This is a genomic window from Streptomyces sp. TRM49041, assembly GCF_008271805.1.
Classification (GTDB): Bacteria; Actinomycetota; Actinomycetes; order Streptomycetales; family Streptomycetaceae; genus Streptomyces.
Window position 1 is genome coordinate 1 of the sequence record NZ_VSRY01000041.1, and the last position, 23,279, is coordinate 23,279.

Here is a 23,279-nt window from a genome sequence, read left to right on the forward strand (position 1 = left end):
CGCGGCCCCGGCGCCGCCCGGTACGGGTGTCCCGTCGCTCGCCGTGCCGGACGTGCGGGCCGCGGCGCTGGCGTTGCCCGTGCCGCATGTGGACCCGGCCGATCCCAACGCGGCGTTTCTCGCGGGGCTCGTGGCGTCCGGGCCCGCCGAGCTGGTGGCCGCGTTGCAGGCCGCGCCGGCCGGGTCGCCCGAATCCCGGTTGCGGGAGTTGCGGGCGCGGCTGGAGCTGGGCGACGCGGGGGCCGCCGTACAGGCGCTGGACGCTCTCGAGCAGTCGCACCCGGACGACTGGCGGGTCGTCTGGTACCGGGGCGTCGTGTCCCTGGCGACCGGCGACAACGGCTCGGCCGCCCTGTCGTTCGACGCGGTGTACGACGCGTTCCCGGGCGAACCGGCGCCCAAGCTGGCCCTGGGCGTCTGCGCCGAGGTGCTCGGCCAGCTGGACAACGCCGCCGAGTACTACGGCCTGGTGTGGGCCACCGACCCCAGTCACGTCAGCGCCGCGTTCGGTCTGGCGCGCGTGCAGTTGGCCACCGGGGACCGGACGGCCGCCGTCCGCACCCTGGAGTCCGTACCGGAGGCGTCGATCCACTACACGGCGGCGCGCGTCGCGGCCGTACGGGCCCGGCTCCGGCAGCGGGACCCGGGGGCGATGCTCCGGGACGACCTGTACGCGGCGGCCCGCCAGGTGGAGGCGCTCGACGGGCTCGGGCTCGACAGCGTACGCAGGGAGCGGCTGGCCACCGAAGTGCTCGGCCTGGCCCTCGACTGGTGGTTGTCGGGCAGCCCCGGCGGCGGGTCGCCGGAACACGCCCTGCTCGGCAGCGGCCTCCACGAGCGCGGACTGCGGCTCGGCCTGGAACACTCGTACCGGGTACTCGCCCGGCTCGCCCAGCGCGGCGGTGAAAGGATCGAACTGGTGGAACGGGCCAACCGTTTCCGCCCCCGGACGTGGGTGTGATCGATGTCGCAGACTCATCAGTTGTCGGCCTGCCCGGGCTGCTCCGAGCCGCTGGAGTCGGGAGACCTCTTCTGCGGCGCGTGCGGGTACGACCTGTCGGCCGTACCCGAACCGCCGCCGGACAGCCCGACCGTGGCCCTGGGCACCCCGGTGCCGGCACCTCTGGCGGCGCCGGCGCCCCCGGGGGCGCCGGCCGCGCCCGCCGGGCCGCCGGAGCGGCCCGTACGACACGACGCACCAGGCGGAGGTCCCGGGGAGGAAGGGGACTTCGAGCTCGCCGCCCCCGACCCCCGCATCGCACCGCCCGCCGCCGGTGGAACGCTCTGCGTCGCCTGCCGGACCGGGCGCGTCGCCTCGGACGGGTACTGCGAGAACTGTGGCCACAAGCAGCCCCGCGAGCGCGACCACATGGAGCGGGAGCTCGATCCGGTCGTCGCCGCGGTCAGCGACCGGGGGCTGCGCCACCACCGCAACGAGGACGCGTTCGCCGTGTCGACGGCTGCCCTCCCGGACGGTTCGCCCGCCGTCGTCGCGGTCGTCTGCGACGGGGTGTCGTCGGCGTCCCGGCCCGACGAGGCGTCGGAGGCCGCGGCGCGCGCCGCCGACGACACGCTGCGGGGATCGCTGGCGCGCGGCACGCATCCGCAGCAGGCCATGCACGAGGCGATCGTCGCTGCCTCCGAGTCGGTCAACGCCCTCGCGGAGGAGCCCGCGGGAGACGGTTCGGGCGGCTTCGAGCACGATGCGCACCGCCACCGCAACGCCCCCGCCTGCACGATCGTCGGCGCGGTCGTCGCGAGCGGCCTGCTCGTCGTCGGCTGGGTCGGCGACAGCCGCGTCTACTGGGTGCCGGACGACCGTTCGGCCCCGGCGGCCCGGCTCACCGAGGACGACTCGTGGGCCGCGCAGATGGTCGCCGCCGGCCTGATGAACGAAGCCGAGGCGTACGCGGACGAGCGCGCCCACGCCATCACCGGCTGGCTCGGCGCCGACGCGTACGAACTGGAGCCGCACACCGCCGCGTTCAAACCGGACCGTCCGGGCGTCGCCGTGGTGTGCACGGACGGCCTGTGGAACTACGCGGAGGCGGCGGAGGAGATGGCCCGCGTGGTCCCGCCGGACGCCGCCGCCCGGCCGCTGCACTGCGCCCGAGTCCTCGTCGGCCAGGCCCTCGACGGCGGCGGCCACGACAACGTAACGGTGGCGGTGGTGCCGTTCGCCGTCCCGCCGCAGGGGGCAGTATCGGCCTGAACAGGGCTTGAGCACCGTTTCGTCCGTCCGTCGTCGTATGGAGCATCAAGGAGCCCGGGAGCCGATCAGATGGCGAACTTCTCCAAGTCGAACGTGCCGCGGTTCTCGGTGGACGTCTACCAGAACGAGTACCTGCCGGAGGGCGGGCGCGAGGTGAACGCCATCGTCACCGTCAGCTCCACCGGCGGCGGTACGACGGGCGGGGCGCCGCTGACGGCGGGCCGGACCGTGCCGGGGGCCGCCGTGGTGCTGATGGTCGACTGCTCCGGCTCGATGGAGTACCCGCCGACGAAGATGCGCAACGCGCGCGACGCCACGGCCGCCGCCATCGACACCCTGCGGGACGGCGTGGCCTTCGCGGTGGTCGCGGGCACGCACATCGCGCACGAGGTGTACCCGGGCGGCGGCCGGCTCGCCACCGCCGGCGCCCGGACGCGCGCGGAGGCGAAGGAGGCCCTGCGGCGGCTCGGCGCGGGCGGCGGCACGGCGATCGGCACATGGCTGCGGCTCACCGACCGGCTGCTCGCCGCGTCGGGCGCCGGGATCCGGCACGGCATCCTGCTCACGGACGGGCGCAACGAACACGAGTCGCCGGCGGACCTGCGGGCCGCGCTCGACGCCTGCGCGGGCCGGTTCACCTGCGACGCGCGCGGCGTGGGCACCGACTGGGAGGTGAAGGAGGTCACCGGTGTCGCGTCGGCGCTGCTCGGCACCGCGGACATCGTCGCCGATCCGGCGGGCCTCGCCGCGGACTTCACGCGGATGATGGAGCACGCGATGGGCAAGGAGGTCGCGGACGTCGCGCTGCGGCTGTGGACGCCGGTCGGGGCGGAGATCGGATTCGTCAAGCAGGTGGCGCCGACGGTGGAGGACCTGACGGGCCGCCGTACGCAGGCGGGGCCGCGGGCCGGTGACTATCCGACGGGCTCATGGGGGGACGAGTCGCGCGACTACCACGTGTGCGTACGTGTACCTGCGGCCGGTCTCGGCCAGGAGATGCTCGCCGCCCGCGTGACCCTGGTCCTGCCCGACCCGGCCGGCGGGCTGCCGAGCACCCTGGGGCAGGGACTCGTACGGGCGGTGTGGACGGACGACATGGCGTCGTCCACGTCGATCAATCCGCAGGTCGCGCACTACACGGGGCAGGCGGAACTGGCCCATGTCATCCAACAGGGGCTGGAGGCGCGCAAGACCGGAGACGCCCATGGGGCCACCGCGAAACTGGGCCGGGCGGTGCAGTTGGCGGCCTCGTCCGGGAACACGGATACTGCGAAACTGCTTTCGAAGGTGGTGGATGTCGTCGACGCGGCGACAGGTACTGTGCGACTGAAGGCGAAGGTCGCGGACGCGGACGAGATGACCCTCGAGACGCGGTCCACGAAGACGGTTCGCGTGAAGAAGCCGTAACGACGGTCGCAGCGGCGGCCGACCAGGAGAGGGGGAAGGTCCGACATGCCGACCTGCCCGAACGGACACCAGTCGGGCTCCGACGACTGGTGCGAGGTCTGCGGCCACCGCATGGCCGGGGCGGGCGCGCCTGCGGGTGCCGTACCGCCTCCCCCTCCCCCGCCGCCTCCGCCGCCACCGGGTTACGGCTACCCGGGCCCGGCGGGCGGCGACCCGAACGCCACGCAGCAGGCGGAGCTGTGCCCGCAGTGCCGTACGCCGCGTGAGGCGATGGCGCCGTACTGCGAGGAGTGCCGGTGGAACTTCCTCACGAACACGGCGACCTCGTACACCCCGCTCTCCTCGCCGCCGCCCCCGCGCACGGGACCGCCGAGCGGCGGTCTGAACCTCCCACCCGGCTTCACCTCGGCCCCCCGCCCGCCGGACCCGTACGAGTACCAGGGCTCCCGGCCCTCCCAGATGAACCGCCCGGCCGAACCCCTGCCCCCCGACCCGGCCACGCCCCCACAGCCCGGCCAGGGCGGTCAGGGCGGCCAGCCCGGCCACAGCGTCCAGGGCGGTCAGGGCGGCCGGCCAGGCCAGGCCACGCCGCCCGGCCAGGGCCCCGCGACGGGCCCCGGGTCCGGCCCCGGCGGCCCGGCATTCGGCCCGGGACCGGCGTCCGGCCCCGGCGCGGGTGGACCGACTTCCGGTTCCGGACCGGCGACCGGGCCTGGCGCCTCCATGCCCGGTCACAGCCCGGCGAACGGACCCGGCGGCTCCGGGTTCGGGCCGGGATCGGCGCCAGGTGCCGGTACGGGTCCCGGCGCTGGCCCCGCTCCCGGCGGTTCGGTCTTCGGTACAGGGCAGACGCCCGCTCCCGGAGGATCGGCCGACGGTCCGGGGCCGATGCCCGGCCCCGGCAGTGGTCCGGGTTCCGCGCCCGGCCACGGTCAGGCGAACGGGCCCGGTGCGGGTCCGGCGGCCGGCCCCGGTGCGGGTCCGGCGGCAGCGCCCGGCGGTTCGGCGTTCGGCTCCGGGGCGGCGTCCGGGCCCGGTACGGGTCCCGGTGGCCCGCAGTCCGGTCCTGGTACGGCGAACGGGCCTGGGCCGATGCACGGTCCCGGCGGTTCCGGCCCCGGTGACCGTCCCGGCCCCGCTTCGGCGCCCGCGGCCGGGTCGACGCCCTGGCCCACGCCCGACTCGGCGGCCGGGCACGGCGCGCAGGCCGGTCCGCCTCCCGCGCCCGCCGCGCCGCAGGGTTTCCAGCGGCCTCAGGCACCGCGGCCCGCCGGCACCGGCGGCGGTGACGACTGGGTGTTGTCGCCGCCCTCGCAAGCACAGCCTCCACAGCCCCCGCAGCCCGCGCGGGGGCAGGCCCCCGGGCCGTTCGCCCCGGCGGCGCAGCCGCCTGGGCAGCCGCCCGCGCCGGCCGTCGGGTGGACCGTCGTCGTGGGGCCCGACCGCGAGTACTTCATGGCGATGATGCGCCGCAGCGGCCCCGAGGCGGCCGGCCTCAACCTGCCCGCGTACTCGCCGGAGCGGCGCGTACAGCTGAGCGGGAAGCAGGTGACCATCGGGCGCCGCCGGCAGTCGACGGGCGAGGCGCCGGACATCGACCTGTCGGTGCCGCCGGAGGACCCTGGCGTGTCGCACCAGCACGCGGTGCTCGTCCAGCAGCAGGACGGCACCTGGGCGGTGGTGGACCAGAACTCCACCAACGGCACGACCTTGAACGGCGCCGACGAGCCGATCCAGCCCTACGTCCCGGTCACGCTCAAGGAGGGCGACCGGGTCCACGTCGGGGCCTGGACGACGCTCACCGTCCTGCGCGGCCAGGTGCATTGACCACGACCGTCGACAACGCTCGCGATCAGTACACCTGACGCGACCGGCCCGACGCCCCGAGGGACCAGCTGTACGGACCCTCGGGGTCGTCGAGCCACGCCCACTGGCGGTCGCCCCTGACCGTCACGCCGTACCGCTCGCGGTCCGGGCGCCGCTCGCGCTGCCAGAGCGCGTACGCCTCGTACGGGTCGAGGCTGCCCGACGTCAGGGTCAGCAGGAAGCGGAAGAGGTCGGCGTCGAGGGCGCGCCGGGGCAGCCCTCCGGTGCGCGGCTCGGGTGCGGCCGGGGTGCCGCCGCGCAGCGGCACGAAGTACGCGGACGTGTGCAGGAACCGCCCCTCGGCGTGCTCGGCGTCCTGGACGCGCAGCCGCAGGACCCCGGTGGACAGCGGCGCGACGACGCAAGCGTCCGGCCGGCACTGGGCGAGCCACGCCTCCGGTACGGACGGCAGGGCGCACGTCGCGATGATCCGGTCGAAGGGCGCCCGCCCGGGACAGCCGCGCGCCCCGTCGCCGGTGACCACGGCCGGGTGGTGGCCGGCCTCCTCCAGGTGGGCCCTGGCCGCGTCCGTGATGTCGGTGTCGAGGTCGACGGTCGTCACGTTCTCGTCGCCCACCCGGTGGGCGAGGAGCGCCGCGTTGTACCCGCTGCCGGCGCCGATCTCCAGGACGGTGTCCCCGTCCCGTACGTCCAGGGCGTGCAGCATCTCGGCCATGAGGGACGGCTGGCTCGCGGACGACACCAGGTCGCCGTCCCGGAGCCGGGTGCCGAGCGGCCGGTCCTCGTACGCGCCTTCCAGCCACTGCCACCGCCCCTCGGGGTCGGGGTCGTCGCGCCAGAGCCGCTCGTAGCCGCCCATGACGCCGACGTAGTAGTACGGCACGAACAGATGGCGCGGAACCTCCTCGAAGGCGGCCCGCCAGGCCGGGTCGGGCAGCACGCCCGCGGCGGCCAGCTCGGTCACCAGCCGGTGCCGTGCCTCGGCGGCGGCCTCGGCGAACGGGTCCTGACGTTCCGCAGCTGCACCCATATATCCACTATCTCCGGTTTACGGCACCGAAGGGCCGGGGGCGGCGGACGGCCTGGTCCTAGGGCGGGGGTCTTCCGTCGGCGTGTCTGAGACGATGGACGGGTGAATGAGATTCCGCGCGGCACTCTCCAGGAGCAGACGTTCTACGAGCAGGTGGGCGGCGAGCAGACGTTCCGGCGCCTCGTCCACCGCTTCTACCAGGGCGTCGCCGAGGACCCGCTGCTGCGGCCGATGTACCCGGAGGAGGACCTGGGCCCGGCCGAGGAGCGGCTCGCGCTGTTCCTGATGCAGTACTGGGGCGGCCCCCGTACGTACAGCGACAACCGCGGCCACCCGCGGCTGCGGATGCGGCACGCCCCGTTCGTGGTCGACAAGGCGGCGCACGACGCCTGGCTGAAGCACATGCGGGTCGCCGTGGACGAGCTCGGGCTGCCCGAGGAGCACGCGCGGCAGCTGTGGGACTACCTCACGTACGCGGCGGCGTCGATGGTGAACGCCCAGGGGTGACCGGCCGACCGGGGCCGACCGGGGCCGACCGGCCCGGGACCGGCCTGCCGGGGACCGACCCGGCCCGGGACCGGCCTGCCGGGGCCGGCCCTGTCGGCGCCGACCGGCCGGAGCTGAGGCCCGGGCGACCCGGGGCTCAGGGCCTGCGTACGGGCGTGACGCCCAGCTGCCCCAGACCTGCGGCCGTCCGCACGGCGACGGAGCCGAAGGGCGTACGCAGCCGCAGCCAGGGCCCGGCCGCGAGGAGCGTCACCGGCACGTCGTGCGGCAGGGCGCCGGGCGGGGGCAGGAAGCCGAGCGACTGGGCGGCGTGCGCGGCGCGCAGCGGCAGCCCGGTACCGGCGATCGTGCGGGACCAGATCTCATGACCGATCCGGTCGCGCGCCGCCCGGGTGCGACCCTCCTCCGGCAGTTCCTCGTCCCGCTCGCGGAACTCGGCGACGGCCGCGGCGACGGCACCGCGCAGCCCGGCGGCGTCCGGCAGCCCCGGCACCTCGCGCCAGCCGCCGCGCGGCGGCAGCAGCCCGCTCCAGGGCGGTCCGGTGACGGGCGCGGGCACGACAGCCTTGCCCGCCGACTCCTCGATGCCTTCGAGCAGCTCACCGGCGGACACGGTGATGTCCAGGGCCGTCTCGTCGAGGAGCGCGGCCGTGCGGATGGCCAGCACCTCGAAGGACGGCGGCCGGCCGAAAACGGCCAGGGCGCCGCCCCCCGCCTGGAGGCGGACGGCGGCGGCCCGGTCGTAACGGATCAGCCGGGTCAGAAAGGCGGCTGTGCCCGCCGCCTCCCTGGGCTCGGCGAAGTGCAGCGCCGTCATGCGACGGCGCCCTCCGACCGCATCCCGTCGTCCACGTACTCCTGGAGGAAGCTCCGCTCCTCCTCGGTGATGCGGCGCGGGCGCTGTGCCTGGAGGTCGAAGGGGACGACGACCGTGGAGGCCCGTACGTACACCTGTTCGGGGTCCCTGACCTCGTACGCAATGGTCAGCGACGCCGCGGTGATCTTCGTGACCCACGACTCGATGGTCACCGGCTCGTGCCGGTGGACCAGCGGGCGGAGGTAGTCGATCTCGTGGCGGGCCACGACGGAGCCGCCGGAGAACGACGGGGAGCCGTCGCCGGGCGCCAGCCGGAACATGAAGTCGATCCGGGCCTCCTCCAGGTAGCGGAGGAAGACCACGTTGTTGACGTGCCCGAAGGCGTCCATGTCCGACCAGCGCAGCGGGCAGCGGTAGATATGTCTAGCCACGTCGAAGCGCCGCCTCAGCCTCGGGTGAGCTTCTTGTAGGTGGCGCGGTGCGGACGTGCGGCGTCCGGGCCGAGCCGCTCGATCTTGTTCTTCTCGTACGACTCGAAGTTGCCCTCGAACCAGAACCACTTCGAGTCGCCCTCGTACGCGAGGATGTGCGTCGCGACGCGGTCCAGGAACCAGCGGTCGTGGGAGACGACCACGGCGCAGCCCGGGAACTCCAGCAGCGCGTTCTCCAGGGAGGACAGGGTCTCGACGTCGAGGTCGTTCGTCGGCTCGTCGAGGAGCAGCAGGTTGCCGCCCTGCTTGAGGGTGAGCGCGAGGTTGAGGCGGTTACGCTCACCGCCGGAGAGGACCCCGGCGGGCTTCTGCTGGTCCGGGCCCTTGAAGCCGAAGGCGCTGACGTACGCGCGGGACGGCATCTCGACCTGGCCGACGTTGATGTAGTCGAGCTCGTCGGAGACCACGGCCCACAGGGTCTTCTTCGGGTCGATGTTCGCGCGGCTCTGGTCGACGTAGCTGATCTTGACGGTGTCGCCGACCTTGATGACGCCGGAGTCCGGCTCCTCAAGGCCCTGGATCATCTTGAACAGCGTGGTCTTGCCGGCGCCGTTCGGGCCGATGACGCCGACGATGCCGTTGCGCGGGAGGGTGAAGCTCAGGTCGTCGATGAGGACCTTCTCGCCGAAGCCCTTGCTGAGGTTCTCGATCTCGACCACGACGTTGCCCAGGCGCGGGCCCGGCGGGATCTGGATCTCCTCGAAGTCCAGCTTCCGGGCCTTCTCGGCCTCCGCGGCCATCTCCTCGTAGCGGGCGAGGCGGGCCTTGGACTTGGCCTGGCGGCCCTTTGCGTTGGAGCGGACCCACTCCAGCTCTTCCTTGAGCCGCTTGGCGCGCTTGGCGTCCTTCTGGCCCTCCACCTTGAGGCGGGACTGCTTGCTCTCCAGGTAGGTGGAGTAGTTGCCCTCGTAGGGGTAGGCGCGGCCGCGGTCGAGCTCCAGGATCCACTCGGCGACGTTGTCGAGGAAGTACCGGTCGTGGGTGATCGCGACGACGGTGCCGGCGTACTTGGCGAGGTGCTGCTCCAGCCACTGCACGGACTCGGCGTCCAGGTGGTTGGTGGGCTCGTCGAGGAGCAGCAGGTCGGGGGCCTCCAGCAGCAGCTTGCAGAGGGCGACGCGGCGCTTCTCGCCACCGGAGAGGTTGGTGACCTGCCAGTCGCCGGGCGGGCAGCCGAGGGCGTCCATGGCCTGCTCGAGCTGGGCGTCGAGGTCCCAGGCGTTGGCGTGGTCCAGCTCCTCCTGGAGCTTGCCCATCTCCTCCATCAGCTCGTCGGTGTAGTTGGTCGCCATCTCCTCGGCGATCGCGTTGAACCGGTCGAGCTTGCCCTTGATCTCGGCGACACCGTCCTGGACGTTCTCCAGGACGGTCTTGCTCTCGTCGAGCGGCGGCTCCTGGAGGAGGATGCCGACGGAGTAGCCGGGCGACAGGAACGCGTCACCGTTGGAGGGCTGCTCCAGTCCCGCCATGATCTTGAGCACGGTGGACTTACCGGCGCCGTTCGGGCCGACCACACCGATCTTCGCGCCGGGCAGGAAGCTCAGCGTCACGTCATCGAGGATGACCTTGTCGCCGTGCGCCTTGCGCGTCTTGCGCATCGTGTAGATGTACTCAGCCAAGAGAAACCGTCCGGCAATCAGTAGGAGTCGATTCGCGGCTCCGCCGCATGAGGGCAGATACACCCCATCTTGCCGTACCGCCACCCCAGGGCGAAAACGAGTACACGGGAAAGAGGGACGGCCCCGGGTGCGTGGTCGCACTCGGGGCCGCCCTCAGGGGTCACCGCGGCTTACTGGCCTGCCGTGGCGCCCTTCTTCTTGCGGAGGAAGAAGACCGCCGCGCCGCCCGCCAGGAGGAACGCGGCGGCGATGCCCGCGATCATCGGGGTGGCGTTGGAGGCGCCGGTCTCGGCGAGGTCGCCGGTGGTGTCACCGCCGGTCGTGCCGGCCGAGGTGGTGCCGCCCGACTGGGGGCTCGGCTCGGAGCTGGGCTCGTCGCCACCGGTGGGCGGGGTCGTGCTGCTGCTGGTCTTGCAGTCCAGGACGCCCTTGAACGTCTTCTTCACGCCGCCGGGCAGCTCGATGGTGAAGTCGTACGCCTGGTCCTCGGCGACCGGGACGGTCACCGTCTTCGACTCGCCGGCGCCGATCGTGTACTTCAGCTTCATCAGCTCGAAGGTGAACGCCTCGTCACCCTCGTTGGTGGCGGTGATGTCCACGCCGCCCTTGGCGCAGTTCTTCTTCGCGGACAGCGCCGGCATGGCGCCCTTCTTCGCCCACGTGGCGGCGGCGGTCGCGGAGACCGTCGACTCGCTGGAACCGGCCAGGATCTGCGTCTGGCTCTTGGTCACGCTGGAGAAGGCGCGGCCGACCGAGACGGACGTGGTGGCCTGGACGTTGAACGTCGCCGAGCCGTCGGCGGTGCCGGCCGGCACGTCGACATACAGCTCGGTGCCGTCGGCGGCCTCGCTGACCGGCTTGCCGTCCTTGTCGGTCACCTTGACGCCCGGGGCGTCCGGCGCGGTCACCGAGGCGCGCTCGGCGTTGGTCCGCACGGTGATCGGGCCCAGCTTGGTCCCGGCCGGGCCGGAGACCGCCGCGGGGTCCAGGCTCAGCGACGCCTTGGGCTCCTCGAGGTTCTCGGCCTTCTCCTCGAGCCAGTCGGCGAGCTTCTCGGCGGCCGGGTCGAGCGCCTCGACGTCGACACCGTCCGAGTACCGCCAGATGGCGACCTGCGTACCGGCCGCCGCGGTCTCCTTGGTCAGCGCGCCCGCGTCGGCCTTCTTCGCGAGCCCCGCCAGGTCGTCGACCTGCGGGTAGGAGTTCTGGAGGATCCAGCGGATCTTCCCGGCCTCCTTGTTCTCACCGAGCGAGGTCTCGTCCCACGAGGTCTCGAGGTACTTGGCCTTCTGCTGGGTGGGATTGTGGATGTCGATGCAGTACGTCTTGAGCGTGCCGCCGCCGTCGACGGCCATCTCGAAGAGACCGGCCGGCAGTTCCTTGTTCTTGCCGTCGGCGTGCAGCACCGCACGGTGATAGGTGGTCAGGCCGTTGAGGGTGGCGGAGGCGCCACCCTGGTGCTGGGGGCCCTCGTCGGCGGCGGCGACGCCCGCGGCCGCTATGGAGCCTCCTGCGATCAGACCGGAGGTCAGGACCGCGGCGGCAAGGCGGCGACCGAGCCGCTTCCGCCCCTGTACAGAAAACGCAGCAAACACAGATTTCCCCTCTGTGCGAGTTCCCTTGAACGTGCGTCACGATGTGAGACACGTGGGGGGTGGGACTCGCCTGATGACTCAAGTGCCCCGTGAGTACCCGGAATCCTAGAGAGGCGGCCATCCGGAGTCCCTCCTGAGGTCCTCCCTCAACCGTTCCGCAGCAGAATTGTTACGATGAACGAGGCATGACTGGGCACCATTTCGGTCATGCGCGCCCCAGCCGCTCCGTGCCGCCGTGTTCTGCCTAGGAGGGCACCAAGTCCAAGGACTCCTCGGGCTCCTGCGCATGCTCCCTCGTCCGGGCGGGTTTCCCCCCGCGGCGGAACGCGGCCGTGCCACGCGTCAGGTCGTGGCCCACCGCCACCGCGTCGATGTCCACGAACGTTCTGCGCCGGCCGTCCCGCCCCTCGGGCTCCTCGCGCACCCGTAGCCGCCCGTACACCACCAGCGGTTCGCCGACCGCCACGGACGCGGCCAGGTTCGCGCCGAGCTGCCGCCAGGCGCTCACCGTGTAGAAGCTGGTGCGGCCGTCCGTCCACACCGACCGCTCCCGGTCCCAGCGACGGGCCGTGGCGGCGAAGCGGAACCTCGCCACACCGCCCGTCGCGGTGTCCCGGTACTCCACGTTCGTCGCGACGTTCCCCACGATCGTCACCAGGGTGTCGTTCATGATCCTGCTCCTCCCCTTGCGCCGCCGCGCTCCCCTGCGCTCGCGTACCCCTCCATGCTGGCCGCGCCGCGGGAATCCCGCTCGGCCCTGTGGACGGGCCGGCGGGCTGTGGAGAACTCCGTCACCCGGTACGGAGGCGGCGGCCCGACACCGTGGCGTACTGCTGGCGCACCTCCCGGTAGCGCATCAGCTCCGCCGCGATCGGGTCCAGGACCATGGCCCGCCCGCAGGACGCGGCCGCCTCGCGCAGCCGCCGCTCGGTCTCCTGCCCGTACCGGTGCGCGGGGCCGCGGGCCGCCGCCGCGCAGGCCCACTCGACGAGCGGGCCACCGACGATCCCGGCGAGCATGACCAGCACCGGCGGGAGCAGCCCTGGAGACAGTACGCCGATGATCTGGCCCACCAGCCACAGGGCCCCGAAGATCTGAAGCAGGGTCATGGACGCCTGCATCAGCACGGCGACCGGCCACCAGGCGGGGAGGGGCGGCCGCTTGCCGCTCTTCGGTTCACGCGCCTGGACGGCCAGCTCGTCGAGCGCCTCGGGCAGCCCCCGCGCGCCGCGCACCGCCGCCTCGCGCACGGCCTGGGCCCAGGGCGCGGGCAGGCCGTGCGCGGCCTCGTCGGCGACGACCCGGACGGCCTGTTCGACACGCTGCCGGGCCGTCAGCTCGTCCTCGGCGGGCGGCATCTCCGCGCTCTCGCCGCCGCCCGGGGTACGGAGCCGCTCGTACCACCGCCACAGCCGCAGCCACGGCGTGCCGCAGGCGCGTCCGGCGTTGCGCCGCCACTCGCGCTCGGCGGCCTCGCCCGCCGCGGTGGCGCCGACGGCGACGGCGAGGCGGGCGCCGAAGTGCTCCTGGGACCGCTCGCCGAGGCCGGGCCGCCCCAGCCCGACGTACACCGGGCGCAGCCGGAGGGCGGCCGCGTCCACATCGGCGGACAGCCTCAGCGCGGCGGCGGTGCGGTCCTGGACGAACGCGCCGAGGAGTTCGCGCAGTTCCGCGACGCCCTCGCCGGTGAGGGCGGACACGGCCAGCACGGTCGCGCCGGGTTCGCCGTGCTCGCCGAGCGCCATGCCGTCCTCGTCGAGGAGTCTGCGCAGGTCGTCGAGGACCTGGTGGGCGGCGTCCCCGGGGAGCCGGTCGATCTGGTTGAGGACGACGAAGCTGACGTCGGCGTGCCCGGCGAGCGGCCGCAGATACCGCTCGTGGAGGGCGGCGTCCGCGTACTTCTCCGGGTCGACGACCCAGATGACCGCGTCGACGAGGCCGAGGATCCGGTCCACCTGCGCACGGTGGGCGGTGAGGGCGGAGTCGTGGTCGGGCAGGTCGACGAGGACGAGGCCCTGGAGGGCCTCGTCGCCGTCGCCGCCCGCGAGGGGACGGCGCCGCAGCCGTCCCGGGATGGCGAGCCGGTCCAGGAGGCCGGCGGCGCCCTCCGACCAGGTGCAGGCGATGGGCGCGGCGGTGGTGGGGCGTCTGAGTCCCGTCTCGGAGACCGGTACCCCGGCCAACGCATTGATCAAAGTCGACTTCCCGCTTCCCGTCGCGCCGGCGATGGCGACGACGGTGTGCCGGGAGGACAGTCGCCGACGTGCCGACGCCTCGTCGAGGACGCGTCCGGCCTCGGCGAGAGTCGCGGGTTCGAGCCGGGTGGCCGAAAGGCCCACGAGGTCGCGCAGGGCGTCGAGGCGGTCCTTGAGGGTGCCTCCGTAGGTGCCGCCGATCGGCACGTGCGCGCAGTCCCCGCCAGCCGTGTCGCCGTCCGCCCCGGGGTCGTCGTAGACGGCCCGGTCGTTGGCGCGGCGGGCGATGAGCCCGTCGTCCCAGCCCTGTTCCACGGCGCTCACCGGCCGTCACCTCTCCTTCTGCAGTACGGACAACGCGGCGATGAGCTCGGCCTGGGGTTCCGGGGTCACGCCGAGCGCGTCGAGCGGTGCCAGGCGCCGGTCCCGTTCCTCCCGCAGGACGCGGTCGATGTACGTGGTGATCAGTTCGGCGCCCCGGTCGCGGAGCCGGAGGGTGCCCTGGGCGCCGAGTAGCTCGGCGAGCTGTTCCCCCGCACCGCGCGCGCGGGGCCCGCCGAGGAGGGTGGTGGCGAGGAGCGCGGCCACGGTCTCGGGGTCGGGCACGGTGGTGCGCTCGGTGCGCCGGACCTCGTCCTCCGCGAATTCCTCCAGGACGCGTCGCCAGCGGCGTACGGCCATGCCGATACGTTCGCCCGCCTCCCGGTCGAGGCGGGCGTCGGTGCCGCGGAGGTCGGCGGCGGCCGGTTCGCGCCGCCACACCTCCTGGACGCGTTCGTTGGCGGCGGCGACGGCGCAGTGGAGGAGGGCGGCGAGGGACTCGGCGAGGGCGTCGAGCAGCTCGGCGGGGGTGCAGTCGCGAGGGTGGGCGCGCCAGCGGGTACGGGCGTCCCCGGCCAGCACGGCGCCGCGCCGCAGGTCGCGACGGACCCGCTCGCCCTCCTGCGCGTAGGCCGCCTCGACGGTGCCGGTGAGCCGGACGGCGGCGGCGTACTGTGCGGCGACGGCCCCGGCGAGCTCCGGCATGCGTGCGCGGAGTGAGTCGATCACGCCGTTGGCGGTGCGCCCGACGGTCTGCCGGCGGGCGGCCGCGTCCTGGGCGCGGTGGGCGAGCCAGTCGCGCAGGGGCGCCACGGCGGTGTCGGGCAGCAGGCCGCTGCCGCCGCCGGCGGACTCGGGGAGCTCGGGGATGGTGAACCGGGGGACGTGGCCCAGTCCCGCCCGGACGAGGAGCGCCTCGTACTGCCGGGACACCTCGTTGATCACCTGGTGCGGAACCCGGTCCAGGACCGTGATCAGGGTGGCGTCGTACTCCTTGGCGGTACGGAGCAGGTGCCAGGGCACGGCGTCGGCGTACCGGGACGCGGTCGTGACCATCACCCAGATGTCGGCGGCGCAGATCAGCTCGGCGGCGAGCTCGCGGCTGCCGACGACGAGGGAGTCGATGTCGGGCGCGTCGAGCAGGGCGAGCCCCCGGGGCACGGCGTCGGCGGTCTCGACCCGGATGGCCCGGCCCTCGGCGGGCTCCTCGTCGCCGTCCCCCGGGTGGGTGCCCCGCACCCGGGTGAGCTGCGGCAGGACGCGCACCCCGGAGAACCAGTGGTGCTCGTCCGGATGGCAGACGAGCACCGGGGTCCGGGTGGTGGGTCGGAGCACCCCCGCCTCGCTGACCCGGCGCCCGACAAGGGAGTTGACGAGCGTCGACTTCCCCGCGCCGGTCGACCCGCCGATGACGGCGAGCAGCGGTGCTTCGGGTTCCCTGAGCCGGGGCACCAGATAGTCGTCGAGCTGTGCGAGCAGCTCCGCCCGCGTCTGGCGCGCCCGGGGTGCCCCTGGGAGGGGCAGTGGGAGACGCACAGCGGCGACACTGTCGCGCAGGGCGGAGAGTGCGTCGAGGAGCTGAGGCCGTACGTCCAAGGTCACCACATGTGAAGAATGCCCAATTTCACCATCTTTTTGAAGCGTATGACCCTCCCTGCGCGCCGATCAGACACACGGGACACAGGGGATGAGTGGGGCGCAGGCATAACGAGTGCACAACACCCGAGGCGTGAGGCGCGAAAAGCGCTGCGGAAATCGCACCTGCCTGCGATTATCGGGTTCGCTTCACCGAACCTCCACATCGTGCCACGCAGGTGAAGCGACCGGGCCAAGGTGATCGGAGCCCTATCCTTGATCCCGGCAAGGTCACGGACCACCCACCCCGGGCTCCAGAGGCCGCAAGGCCACCACCGGCCCCCGTAGCTCAGTGGATAGAGCAGGCGCCTTCTAAGCGCTTGGCCGCAGGTTCGAGTCCTGCCGGGGGCGCACATACCCTCTCCCTGCTGAAACGCGTGAGGGGTTGTTTCATGTCGGGATGCACATCGCTGTGAGGGCAAGCGCCTTGACTGTCCACGATCGTGGCTACATACCCCGACAACGGGGTCACAGTTCGAGCTGACGGATGCCTGGCTACCGGTCCTCGTCCAGCACCTGGGCAGCCGCACGTGGGTCCATGAGGTTGGACCACGCCTGTTCGGCCGGGAGCAGGTCCCGCTCGGGCAGGGCGTACTCCGGGTACCAGCCATCGGCCTCGCAGCCGGGGACGTTGCGCAGGATCGGCACGGTCAGGTTCGGCGGTACGGAGCCGGTGATCCGGACGGCGAGGTATGTCTCGTGGCCGTCGTCCGCACGCACCTGCAGGCCAAGGGTGAAGGTGTCGAACTCGCGTGCGTGCTCACGACCGTCGCGCAGCGTGGCGTGCGCCAGGTCCAGCAGAGCCGCCCGCAGACGGCGCACGAAGTGAACACCGGCCTCGGCGCGGTACCGGACGTGATCCTCGCGTGCGGGCAGGAGGTGAGCCGTGTGCGTCGCGGTCTTCAGCCCGTCGGAATGTTCCGCGTTGTAGAGAGCCCTGGCGGCGCGGCCGTCGGCCTCCAGGGCTGCATAGAAGTCATCGCCCGAGCCGTCCTCGCGCCGGCCCGCCGCGACCAGCCACGGCAGGTCGGCGTCCAGCCATACCGCGCCGCGCCACCGCTGCACCTTGACCTTGAACAACATGGTCGTCCACGGACCGAATGCGTTCGTGCTTGACGCCCTCGTCCGCGAACCGCTCAGACGCCTTGATCAGGATCGGGTGGTCGATCTCGTCCAGCGGCGCCGTGACCGGCGGCACCGTGAGGCCCAGATCCTCGCGCAGGCAACGCAGCGTCGGGCGAGCCGGGCGCAGCGGGACGGGTCCGCTCATTCCTCGATTCCCCCGACCGCGTCGATCTCCTCCGCGGTCAGCCCGGTCAGCAGCATCACATCCGATTTCAGCGACCCATCCAGCACACTGAGCGCCTCCACCATCCCGGACCGCAGATCCTCACGGCGCGCCTCCAGATACGCCCGGACCGCCTCGGCCACCAGGTCCTTCTTCGTCAACCCCAGGAAATGAGCGCCCTGGCTGATCAATTTGTCCGTCGCCGGGTCCACCTTCAGCGGGGACTGGCGCACCGGCTTCGCCGCCGTCGTCATCGTCAACACCTCCGTAGTCATACTACCTAAATACCTCAGGGTGTAGTCGCTTCCGGGCGCGATCGCCCGGAAGTACCGGTGGTCGAGCGTCGCGACACCGGCGCCCAGGGGCATCTCTCCGTCACTCTTCACGCTCCCCGGCCCGGCGGGCTCCTTGCCAAGAAGAACTGGGACTCCGGGAACCAGGACGACGACGGCAAGCACTCGCCGCGTGGCAACCAGGCGGAGAACAAGCAGTTCAACGATGCCCTGCGGACCGTGGAGCGCGACCTCGGGCGGAAAGTGACCCCTGCCGAACGACGCTCCCTGCACGACCGGATCACCGGTCAGGGGTGCGACTACCATCGCGTCGTCGACAAGGCCAAGGGGTTGTTCGATGGATGCTGACGCAGTGGCGGGCGATGGTTCCGCGGGGGGCCGCGACGCGCCCGGCGGTGAGACCCTGGCGGAGGACGTCCGGCGGCTGCTGGAGGGGGCAGTGATCCGCTCGGTCGGCAGGGCCGCGAGTATGGGCGTCGTCGAGCTCACGGGTCCGCATGGCGAGGATCTGCGGGTGCATATCCAGTGCGCCTTCCGGTTCCTCCGCGACCGGCAGATCCTCCTCGGATCGCGGGACATGACGTACGCGCGCGATGACGCCGGGCCGGATGCGTTCGACACGTTCTCGACTGTGTACGACGCGCGCGGGGCGCTTCTCACACGCGTCCTCGCCGGAGCGCGGCCGCAGGTGGAGCACGTGCGCGTCGGCGACGGGGGCACCCTCGTACTGGAAGCGAGCCGCGGGTTCCGCATCGAGGCGTTCCCCGACTGCTCCAGTCCCGAGGAGGAGGCGTGGCAGGCCTTTGAGCGGGGCGGTCCCCATTATGGATACCCGTCGGACGTGATCTGACGCCGGCAGCGGTGATCGCCCGGCTCCGTTGCGGGAAGCCGCCACGGAGCCGGGCCTTTGCACGTTGCTGCCATCCTCGACGAGCACGGACGGCTCTGCGGCAGGCTCGAACGTCCGCTTGCGTCGGGAGAAGACTGACGAGCGGTGCTTCGATGCGGACCTCGGATTTCGCATTGTGACAAGTCGGGGCACCTACATCGGGTCGGTCCGACTGGACGCCGTCGCTCTTGTGCTCCCTGTTCCGACGTCGGCGCCCTGGGGACGGGCCGGAGCCGTCAGCTGTGCGGTCGTCTCCATCAGGGCGACGGTGAACAGGTGCCGCGGCGAGGTGAGGACCCTCTCCGCGGTGTCCTCCTCGACGATGTCGCCGGCGTCCAGTACGGCGATACGCGTGGCCAGGGCGGCGCTGTGGAGGTCGTGGGTGATCAGGACGAGGGACAGGTCGCGCCTCTCCCGAAGAAGCCCGGCGAGCGTGTCCAGAATGCCGCGTCGGGTCACCGTGTCGAGCCCGGAGGTGATCTCGTCGCAGATCAGCACCCGCGGCCGGGCGAGCAGGGCACGGGCGAGCGCGGCGCGCTGGAGCTCGCCGCCGGACAGCCGTGCCGGCCTGCGTCGGACGAGCTCCTCCGTCAGGCCGAGACCCGTGACGGTACGCACCGCCTCGGCGAGGGCCTCCGCCTCCGTCGCCCCCCGCAGCCGTACCGCCGTACGGGCCACCTGGGCCAGCACCGGGCGGTGTTCGTCGAAGGCCGAACCGGCGTCCTGGAAGACGTACTGCACGGCGGCCAGTTGTTCTCGCGTACGGTCGCGCAGGCTGCGCGGGAGCGGTGTGCCGTCCAGGAGGATCTCGCCGTCGTGGTCCCGGTGCAGGCCGGCCAGACAGCGGCCCAAGGTGGTCTTGCCGCTGCCCGAACGGCCCACCACGGCCAGGCATTCACCGGTTCGGAGGGTGAGCCCGGGCGTGCGGAGCACCGGTGTACGGCCGTGGCGGGCGGTGAGGTGGTGGACCTGGAGGACCTCGGCTCCGTCCCTCGTCGGCTCGATGCGGCCGTCCGGGCGCTCCGCCGCGAGAAGCCGGCGCGTCCAGGGGTGCCGGGGCGCCGTCCACACGCGCTCCGTCGGCCCCGACTCCACCACGCGTCCGTCCCGCATGACCAGAATCTCGTCGGCGAGTGCCCGTACGACCTCCAGGTCGTGGCTGAGCAGGACGACGGCGATGCCCTGCCCGGCGACGGCGGCCAGCTCCTCGACGACGCGCCGCTTCGTCAGCGCGTCCTGCCCTGTGGTCGGTTCGTCGGCGACGATCACCCTGGCGCCGAGCAGCAGCGCCTGTGCCAGGACGACGCGTTGCTGCTGACCGCCCGACAGCTGGTGCGGGTAGCGCCGCAGCAGCTTCTCCGGGTCGGGCAGCTGCGCCGACGCCAGGGCCCGGACGACCCGTTCGTGCGCGGCGGCCCGGCGCTCGCGCCGTGGCAGGTGCGGTACGCGCGTACGGGCGATGTCCCGCAGCAGGGCGCCGATCCGGCGTGCGGGGTTGAGGACGGCGCCCGGGTGCTGCGGCACATAGCCGACCAGGCCGTCCGGGACGCGGACGTCCCCCGTGACGCGAGCGCCGGCCGGGTACGCGCCCAGCAGGGCGAGGCCCGTGGTCGTCTTGCCGCTGCCGGACGCGCCGACCAGCGCCGTGATCTTTCCGGGTGGGACACGGAGGTCCACTCCGTCGACGATCGCCCGGCCGTCGATCTCGACACGCAGATCCGTGATCTCGGCGACCGGATTCACGTTCTCCTCCTCTTCTCCAGTGCGGCGTCGGCGAGCAGGTTGCCGCCCATGGTGAGGGCGACGATCAGCACGGCCGGCACCACCACGGCCCAGGGCTGGACGAACAGTCCGGTGCGGTTGCGGTCCACCATCACCGCCCAGTCGGCGGCGTCCGGTTCGACGCCGACGCCGAGGAACGCCGCGGTGGCCACGAGATAGAGCACCCCGGTGAGCCGTACGCCCGCGTCGGCGGCCAGCGTCCGCGCGACCGACCTGCCGACATGGCCGACGGCCGTCCGCCACCAGGTCTCCCCCTGCATGCGGAGCGCTTCGACCGCCGGGCGGGACGAGACCGCCGCCGCGGCGGCGCGGACGATACGAGCCGCGTCCGGGATGTTCACGAACGCCACCAGCAGGGCCAGGCCCACAGCGCCCGGGGTGAACACCGAGGCGACGAGCAGGATCATCAGCAGTGACGGCACGGCGAGCAGCACGTCCAGGGGCCGCATCAGCACGTCCTCCAGCCAGGCGCGGTGGGTGAGTGCGCTGATCAGCCCAAGAGGAAGGGCGGCCAGGTAGGCGAGCGCGGTCGCGGCGAGAGCGACGAGCACCACGGACCGGCCGCCGAGCAGAATCTGCCGCCAGACGTCCCTGCCGACGAAGTCGGTGCCCAGCCAGTGCCCGCCGCCCGGCGTGAACGAGGCGGCACGTGGACCCGGTTCGCCCGCGAACAGCGGCCCGAGGAGGGCGAGGAGCAGTGGTACGCCGACAATGACGGCCCCGAGTGCGAAGCGGGGCTTCATGCCGCCACCTCCGACCGGGGCGCGAGGCGGCGGGCGACCAGGTCGGCGCCGAGGTTGAGGACGACGGTGGTGACGCCGAGGACGACGGCCAGGCCCTGCACCACGGGGACGTCACGCTCGGCGACGGCGTTCAGCAGGACCGTACCGAGGCCCGGGATCACGAACAGCGCCTCCACGACGATGACCCCGCCCAGCAGCCAGTCGACGGTGCGGGCGAGCTGCTGGACGGCGGGGGTGATGGCGTTGGGCAGTGCGTGTCCGTACCGGACGCGGGCGCCGGGGATGCCGTAGCGGCGGGCCTGGGCGGCGTACGGCGAGGCCAGCGCCTCGATCATGCCTGCGCGCACCAGTCGGGACAGGGAGCACACCGGGCGGGCCAGCAGGATCAGGACGGGCAGGACGAGCGCGGCGGGGTGGGCGAGGAGATCGGTGCCGTACCCGACGGCGGTCGGCGGCAGCCAGCCCAGGCGCAGGGCGAACACCGTGATCAGCAACACCCCGAGGGCGAACTCGGGTACCGCGTACGCGCCGAGTGTCGTGGAGCTGACGAGCTTGTCGACCAGCTTGCCCTCGTGGCGGGCGGCGAGGACGCCGAGGCCGACGCCGACCGGGACGAGCAGCGCGACCGTGAGCGCGGCGAGGAGCAGCGTCGGTCCGAAGCCGTCGGTGATGTACGTGCTGACGGGCCGCCCGGAGACCAGGGACGTGCCGAGGTCGCCGTGCGGCAGACCGGCCGCCCAGTCCAGCAGACGTTCGTGCGCGGGCCGGTCCAGGTCCATGGCCTCCCTGATGGCCGCGATCCGCGCCGGGTCCGGCTGGTCCCCGGCGAGGGCGACGGCGGCGTCGCCCGGCAGCGCCTCGGTGAGTGCGAAGACGAGCAGCACGACGGCTGCCGTCTGCGCCGCACCGAGCAGCAGCCGCCGGGCGATCCAGGACCGTGGTCCGGTCACGCGAGCCATACCTTGTCGAAGCGGGCCCAGTCGACGGAGTTGGCGGGCGCCTTGGTCTCGACGCCCTGGACATTGCGGGCGGTGCCGATGATCCAGTCGGCGAAGCCCCAGATCAGGAAGCCGCCTTCGGCGTGCAGGCGGCGCTGCATGCGCTCGTAGACGGCGGCGCGCTCCTTCTTGTCGCGGGTGGACTGCGCCTGCTGGTAGAGGGCGTCGAAGTCCTTGTGGTGCCACTTGGTGGCGTTGGTGGTGGAGTCGGTGAGCAGGCGCTGGGAGATGTGGGCCTCGATGGGCATGGCGCCGGAGCGGTACGAGGCGAGGGTGCCGTTGTCGAGGATGTCCTTCCAGTAGCTGTCCTTGCTGCCGGTCTTGACGGTGATGGTGACGCCGGCCTTGGCGGCCTGGTCGCGGAAGATCGTGGCGGCCTCGGTGAATCCGGCGGCGACGGGGGAGGTGTCGAGGGTGACCGTGAGGCCGTCGGCTCCGGCCTGCTTGAGCAGCGCCCTGGCCCGGTCGAGGTCCTGCTCGCGCTGCGGCAGCCCGGCAGCGTAGTACTCGTACCCCTTGCCGAAGAGGTCGTTGCCGATCTCGCCCGCGCCGGAGAGGGCGCCGTCGACCAGTTCCTTGCGGTCGGCGATCAGGAAGAACGCCTCTCGCACGCGCTTGTCGTCGAACGGCGGGCGGTCGGTCTTCATGACGAAGCCCTGCATGGCGCTGCCCGGGAGCCGGACGATCTGGATCTGTCCCTTGCCCTCGTGGGCGCGGGCGGTGGTGGGGTTGAGTTCGTGCGCGTACTCGATCTGGCCGCCGAGGAGGGCGTTGACGCGGGCGGACTCCTCGTTGGCGACGACGAACTCCAGCTCGTCCAGGTAGGGGGCGCCGTCCCAGTGGTCGTCGTTGCGCCTGAAGACGGCGGACTTGCCCGGGGCGAAGGAGACGAAGCGGAACGGGCCGCTGCCGACGGCCTTCTTGTCGAAGTCCTGCTCGCCTTCAGGGACGATGTACGCCCCGAACGCGGCGAGCACGTTGGGGAACTCGGCAGTCGGGCGCTTGAGGACGAACTCGACGGTCCGGTCGTCCAGCGCACGGCTGGCCTTCAGGTCGACGGGCTCCAGCGACGCCTTGGCGCGGAACGCCTTCTCGGGGTCGGCGATGCGTCGGTAGCTGTACAGGACGTCGGCAGCGGTGACCGGCCTGCCGTCGTGGAACGCGGCCTCGCGCAGCGTGACCTTCCAGCGGTCCAGGCCCGCGTTCGGCTCCCAGGCGGAGGCGAGACGCGGCTGGGCCGACAGGTCCGGGCCGTAGTCGGCCAGCTTGTCGAAGAGAGCCTTGGCGCGGGCGACATCCGCGAAGAGGCTCGCGGAGTGCGGGTCGAGGGTCTCGCTCGCGCCACCGCCGGCGAAGGCGGCGCGAAGCCGTCCGCCGCGCGTGGGCTTGCCGCCGCCTCCCTTGGCTGCCGGGTCGTCGGCGGAACCGGAACCGGAACCGGCGCAGCCGGCGAGCGTGAGCGCGCCGAGACCGGCCACGCCTCCGGCGGCGGCGAGGAAGCCCCGGCGGCGCAGTCCGGGGAAGCGGGAGTCGAGGACGGCCGCGCTCATGGGTTCGTCGTTGATGCGGTCGTCGTTGACAGGGCCGTCGTTCATGGGGCCGTCGTTCATGGCGGTGTCCTTGCTGTGCG

Annotated in this window: 22 protein-coding genes and 1 tRNA gene; 8 read left to right on the forward strand and 15 right to left on the reverse strand. The window is 72.8% G+C overall.

Going from position 1 to position 23,279, the window contains the following annotated elements; genetic code table 11:
* From FVS66_RS02100 to FVS66_RS02110, 3 genes are all read left to right on the forward strand, one after another.
* On the forward strand, positions 1 to 961 hold a 961-nt coding region (locus FVS66_RS02100; RefSeq protein ID WP_149179228.1), incomplete at its 5' end, for a tetratricopeptide repeat protein.
* A gap of 3 nt (positions 962 to 964) precedes the next feature.
* On the forward strand, positions 965 to 2,212 hold the full coding sequence (locus tag FVS66_RS02105) for a protein phosphatase 2C domain-containing protein (protein WP_149179229.1): 1,248 nt from the start codon (positions 965 to 967) through the stop codon (positions 2,210 to 2,212).
* 69 nt (positions 2,213 to 2,281) lie between these two features.
* Positions 2,282 to 3,619, forward strand: a complete 1,338-nt coding sequence (locus FVS66_RS02110; protein WP_149179230.1) for a VWA domain-containing protein — start codon at positions 2,282 to 2,284, stop codon at positions 3,617 to 3,619.
* Between the two features lie 188 nt (positions 3,620 to 3,807).
* On the opposite strand, the gene FVS66_RS35645 is transcribed toward FVS66_RS02110, so the two are convergent.
* On the reverse strand, positions 3,808 to 3,951 hold the full coding sequence (locus FVS66_RS35645; protein WP_262386765.1) for a hypothetical protein: 144 nt from the start codon (positions 3,949 to 3,951) through the stop codon (positions 3,808 to 3,810).
* 1,099 nt (positions 3,952 to 5,050) lie between these two features.
* Here FVS66_RS35645 and FVS66_RS36505 point away from each other — a divergent pair.
* Positions 5,051 to 5,446, forward strand: coding sequence for an FHA domain-containing protein (locus FVS66_RS36505; RefSeq protein WP_316248160.1), 396 nt, complete (start codon positions 5,051 to 5,053; stop codon positions 5,444 to 5,446).
* A gap of 25 nt (positions 5,447 to 5,471) precedes the next feature.
* Here FVS66_RS36505 and FVS66_RS02120 read toward each other — a convergent pair whose 3' ends face one another.
* Positions 5,472 to 6,476: a methyltransferase domain-containing protein gene (locus tag FVS66_RS02120; RefSeq protein ID WP_149179232.1), complete on the reverse strand. Its 1,005-nt coding sequence runs from the start codon at positions 6,474 to 6,476 to the stop codon at positions 5,472 to 5,474.
* Between the two features lie 102 nt (positions 6,477 to 6,578).
* Here FVS66_RS02120 and FVS66_RS02125 point away from each other — a divergent pair, with 102 nt between their 5' ends.
* Positions 6,579 to 6,983 (forward strand): globin, encoded by a 405-nt coding sequence (locus tag FVS66_RS02125; protein WP_149179233.1) that lies wholly within the window; start codon positions 6,579 to 6,581, stop codon positions 6,981 to 6,983.
* A 136-nt stretch (positions 6,984 to 7,119) separates the two neighbouring features.
* Here FVS66_RS02125 and FVS66_RS02130 read toward each other — a convergent pair whose 3' ends face one another.
* From FVS66_RS02130 to FVS66_RS02160, 7 genes are all read right to left on the reverse strand, one after another.
* Positions 7,120 to 7,800 (reverse strand): hypothetical protein, encoded by a 681-nt coding sequence (locus FVS66_RS02130; protein WP_149179234.1) that lies wholly within the window; start codon positions 7,798 to 7,800, stop codon positions 7,120 to 7,122.
* Entirely contained in the window at positions 7,797 to 8,231 is a 435-nt protein-coding gene (locus tag FVS66_RS02135; protein WP_149179235.1) for a thioesterase family protein, read from the reverse strand. The genes FVS66_RS02130 and FVS66_RS02135 overlap by 4 nt, the downstream gene beginning before the upstream one ends.
* A gap of 14 nt (positions 8,232 to 8,245) precedes the next feature.
* Positions 8,246 to 9,910 carry an energy-dependent translational throttle protein EttA gene (ettA, locus tag FVS66_RS02140; protein WP_149179236.1) on the reverse strand — a complete coding sequence of 555 codons (1,665 nt, stop codon included), beginning with the start codon at positions 9,908 to 9,910 and terminating at the stop codon, positions 8,246 to 8,248.
* Between the two features lie 170 nt (positions 9,911 to 10,080).
* Entirely contained in the window at positions 10,081 to 11,505 is a 1,425-nt protein-coding gene (locus tag FVS66_RS02145) for a Cys-Gln thioester bond-forming surface protein (RefSeq protein WP_149179237.1), read from the reverse strand.
* Positions 11,506 to 11,749: 244 nt separating this feature from the next.
* A complete protein-coding gene (locus FVS66_RS02150) occupies positions 11,750 to 12,175 on the reverse strand; it encodes a single-stranded DNA-binding protein (protein WP_149179238.1) in 426 nt (141 codons plus the stop codon).
* Positions 12,176 to 12,296: 121 nt separating this feature from the next.
* Complete coding sequence (locus FVS66_RS02155; RefSeq protein ID WP_149179258.1) at positions 12,297 to 14,015, reverse strand: GTPase; 1,719 nt, start codon at positions 14,013 to 14,015, stop codon at positions 12,297 to 12,299.
* 15 nt (positions 14,016 to 14,030) lie between these two features.
* The gene (locus FVS66_RS02160; RefSeq protein WP_149179259.1) at positions 14,031 to 15,617 is read right to left on the reverse strand and encodes a dynamin family protein; all 1,587 of its coding nucleotides are present in this window, start codon (positions 15,615 to 15,617) and stop codon (positions 14,031 to 14,033) included.
* A gap of 317 nt (positions 15,618 to 15,934) precedes the next feature.
* Between FVS66_RS02160 and FVS66_RS02165 the strand changes: the two genes are divergently transcribed.
* Positions 15,935 to 16,007: transfer RNA gene (locus FVS66_RS02165), tRNA-Arg, on the forward strand.
* Positions 16,008 to 16,151: 144 nt separating this feature from the next.
* Here the strand turns inward: FVS66_RS02165 and FVS66_RS02170 are convergent.
* Together FVS66_RS02170 and FVS66_RS02175 are read right to left on the reverse strand one after the other, a co-directional pair.
* Positions 16,152 to 16,739: a hypothetical protein gene (locus FVS66_RS02170; protein WP_262386755.1), complete on the reverse strand. Its 588-nt coding sequence runs from the start codon at positions 16,737 to 16,739 to the stop codon at positions 16,152 to 16,154.
* Positions 16,740 to 16,922: 183 nt separating this feature from the next.
* Positions 16,923 to 17,198, reverse strand: a complete 276-nt coding sequence (locus FVS66_RS02175) for a hypothetical protein (protein WP_149179239.1) — start codon at positions 17,196 to 17,198, stop codon at positions 16,923 to 16,925.
* Positions 17,199 to 17,276: 78 nt separating this feature from the next.
* Here FVS66_RS02175 and FVS66_RS02180 point away from each other — a divergent pair, with 78 nt between their 5' ends.
* Entirely contained in the window at positions 17,277 to 17,585 is a 309-nt protein-coding gene (locus FVS66_RS02180) for a hypothetical protein (RefSeq protein ID WP_149179240.1), read from the forward strand.
* Positions 17,575 to 18,087, forward strand: a complete 513-nt coding sequence (locus FVS66_RS02185; RefSeq protein WP_149179241.1) for a hypothetical protein — start codon at positions 17,575 to 17,577, stop codon at positions 18,085 to 18,087. The genes FVS66_RS02180 and FVS66_RS02185 overlap by 11 nt, the downstream gene beginning before the upstream one ends.
* Positions 18,088 to 18,279: 192 nt before the next feature.
* Here FVS66_RS02185 and FVS66_RS02190 read toward each other — a convergent pair whose 3' ends face one another.
* The 4 genes from FVS66_RS02190 to FVS66_RS02205 are packed head-to-tail and all read right to left on the reverse strand — an operon-like array spanning position 18,280 to position 23,199.
* Positions 18,280 to 19,869: an ABC transporter ATP-binding protein gene (locus tag FVS66_RS02190; protein WP_262386756.1), complete on the reverse strand. Its 1,590-nt coding sequence runs from the start codon at positions 19,867 to 19,869 to the stop codon at positions 18,280 to 18,282.
* Positions 19,866 to 20,651, reverse strand: a complete 786-nt coding sequence (locus FVS66_RS35650; protein ID WP_149179242.1) for an ABC transporter permease subunit — start codon at positions 20,649 to 20,651, stop codon at positions 19,866 to 19,868. Before FVS66_RS35650 ends, FVS66_RS02190 begins: the two co-directional genes overlap by 4 nt.
* Positions 20,648 to 21,601, reverse strand: a complete 954-nt coding sequence (locus FVS66_RS02200; protein WP_149179243.1) for an ABC transporter permease — start codon at positions 21,599 to 21,601, stop codon at positions 20,648 to 20,650. The genes FVS66_RS35650 and FVS66_RS02200 overlap by 4 nt, the downstream gene beginning before the upstream one ends.
* A complete protein-coding gene (locus FVS66_RS02205; RefSeq protein WP_149179261.1) occupies positions 21,598 to 23,199 on the reverse strand; it encodes an ABC transporter substrate-binding protein in 1,602 nt (533 codons plus the stop codon). The genes FVS66_RS02200 and FVS66_RS02205 overlap by 4 nt, the downstream gene beginning before the upstream one ends.
* Positions 23,200 to 23,279: the final 80 nt, after the last annotated feature.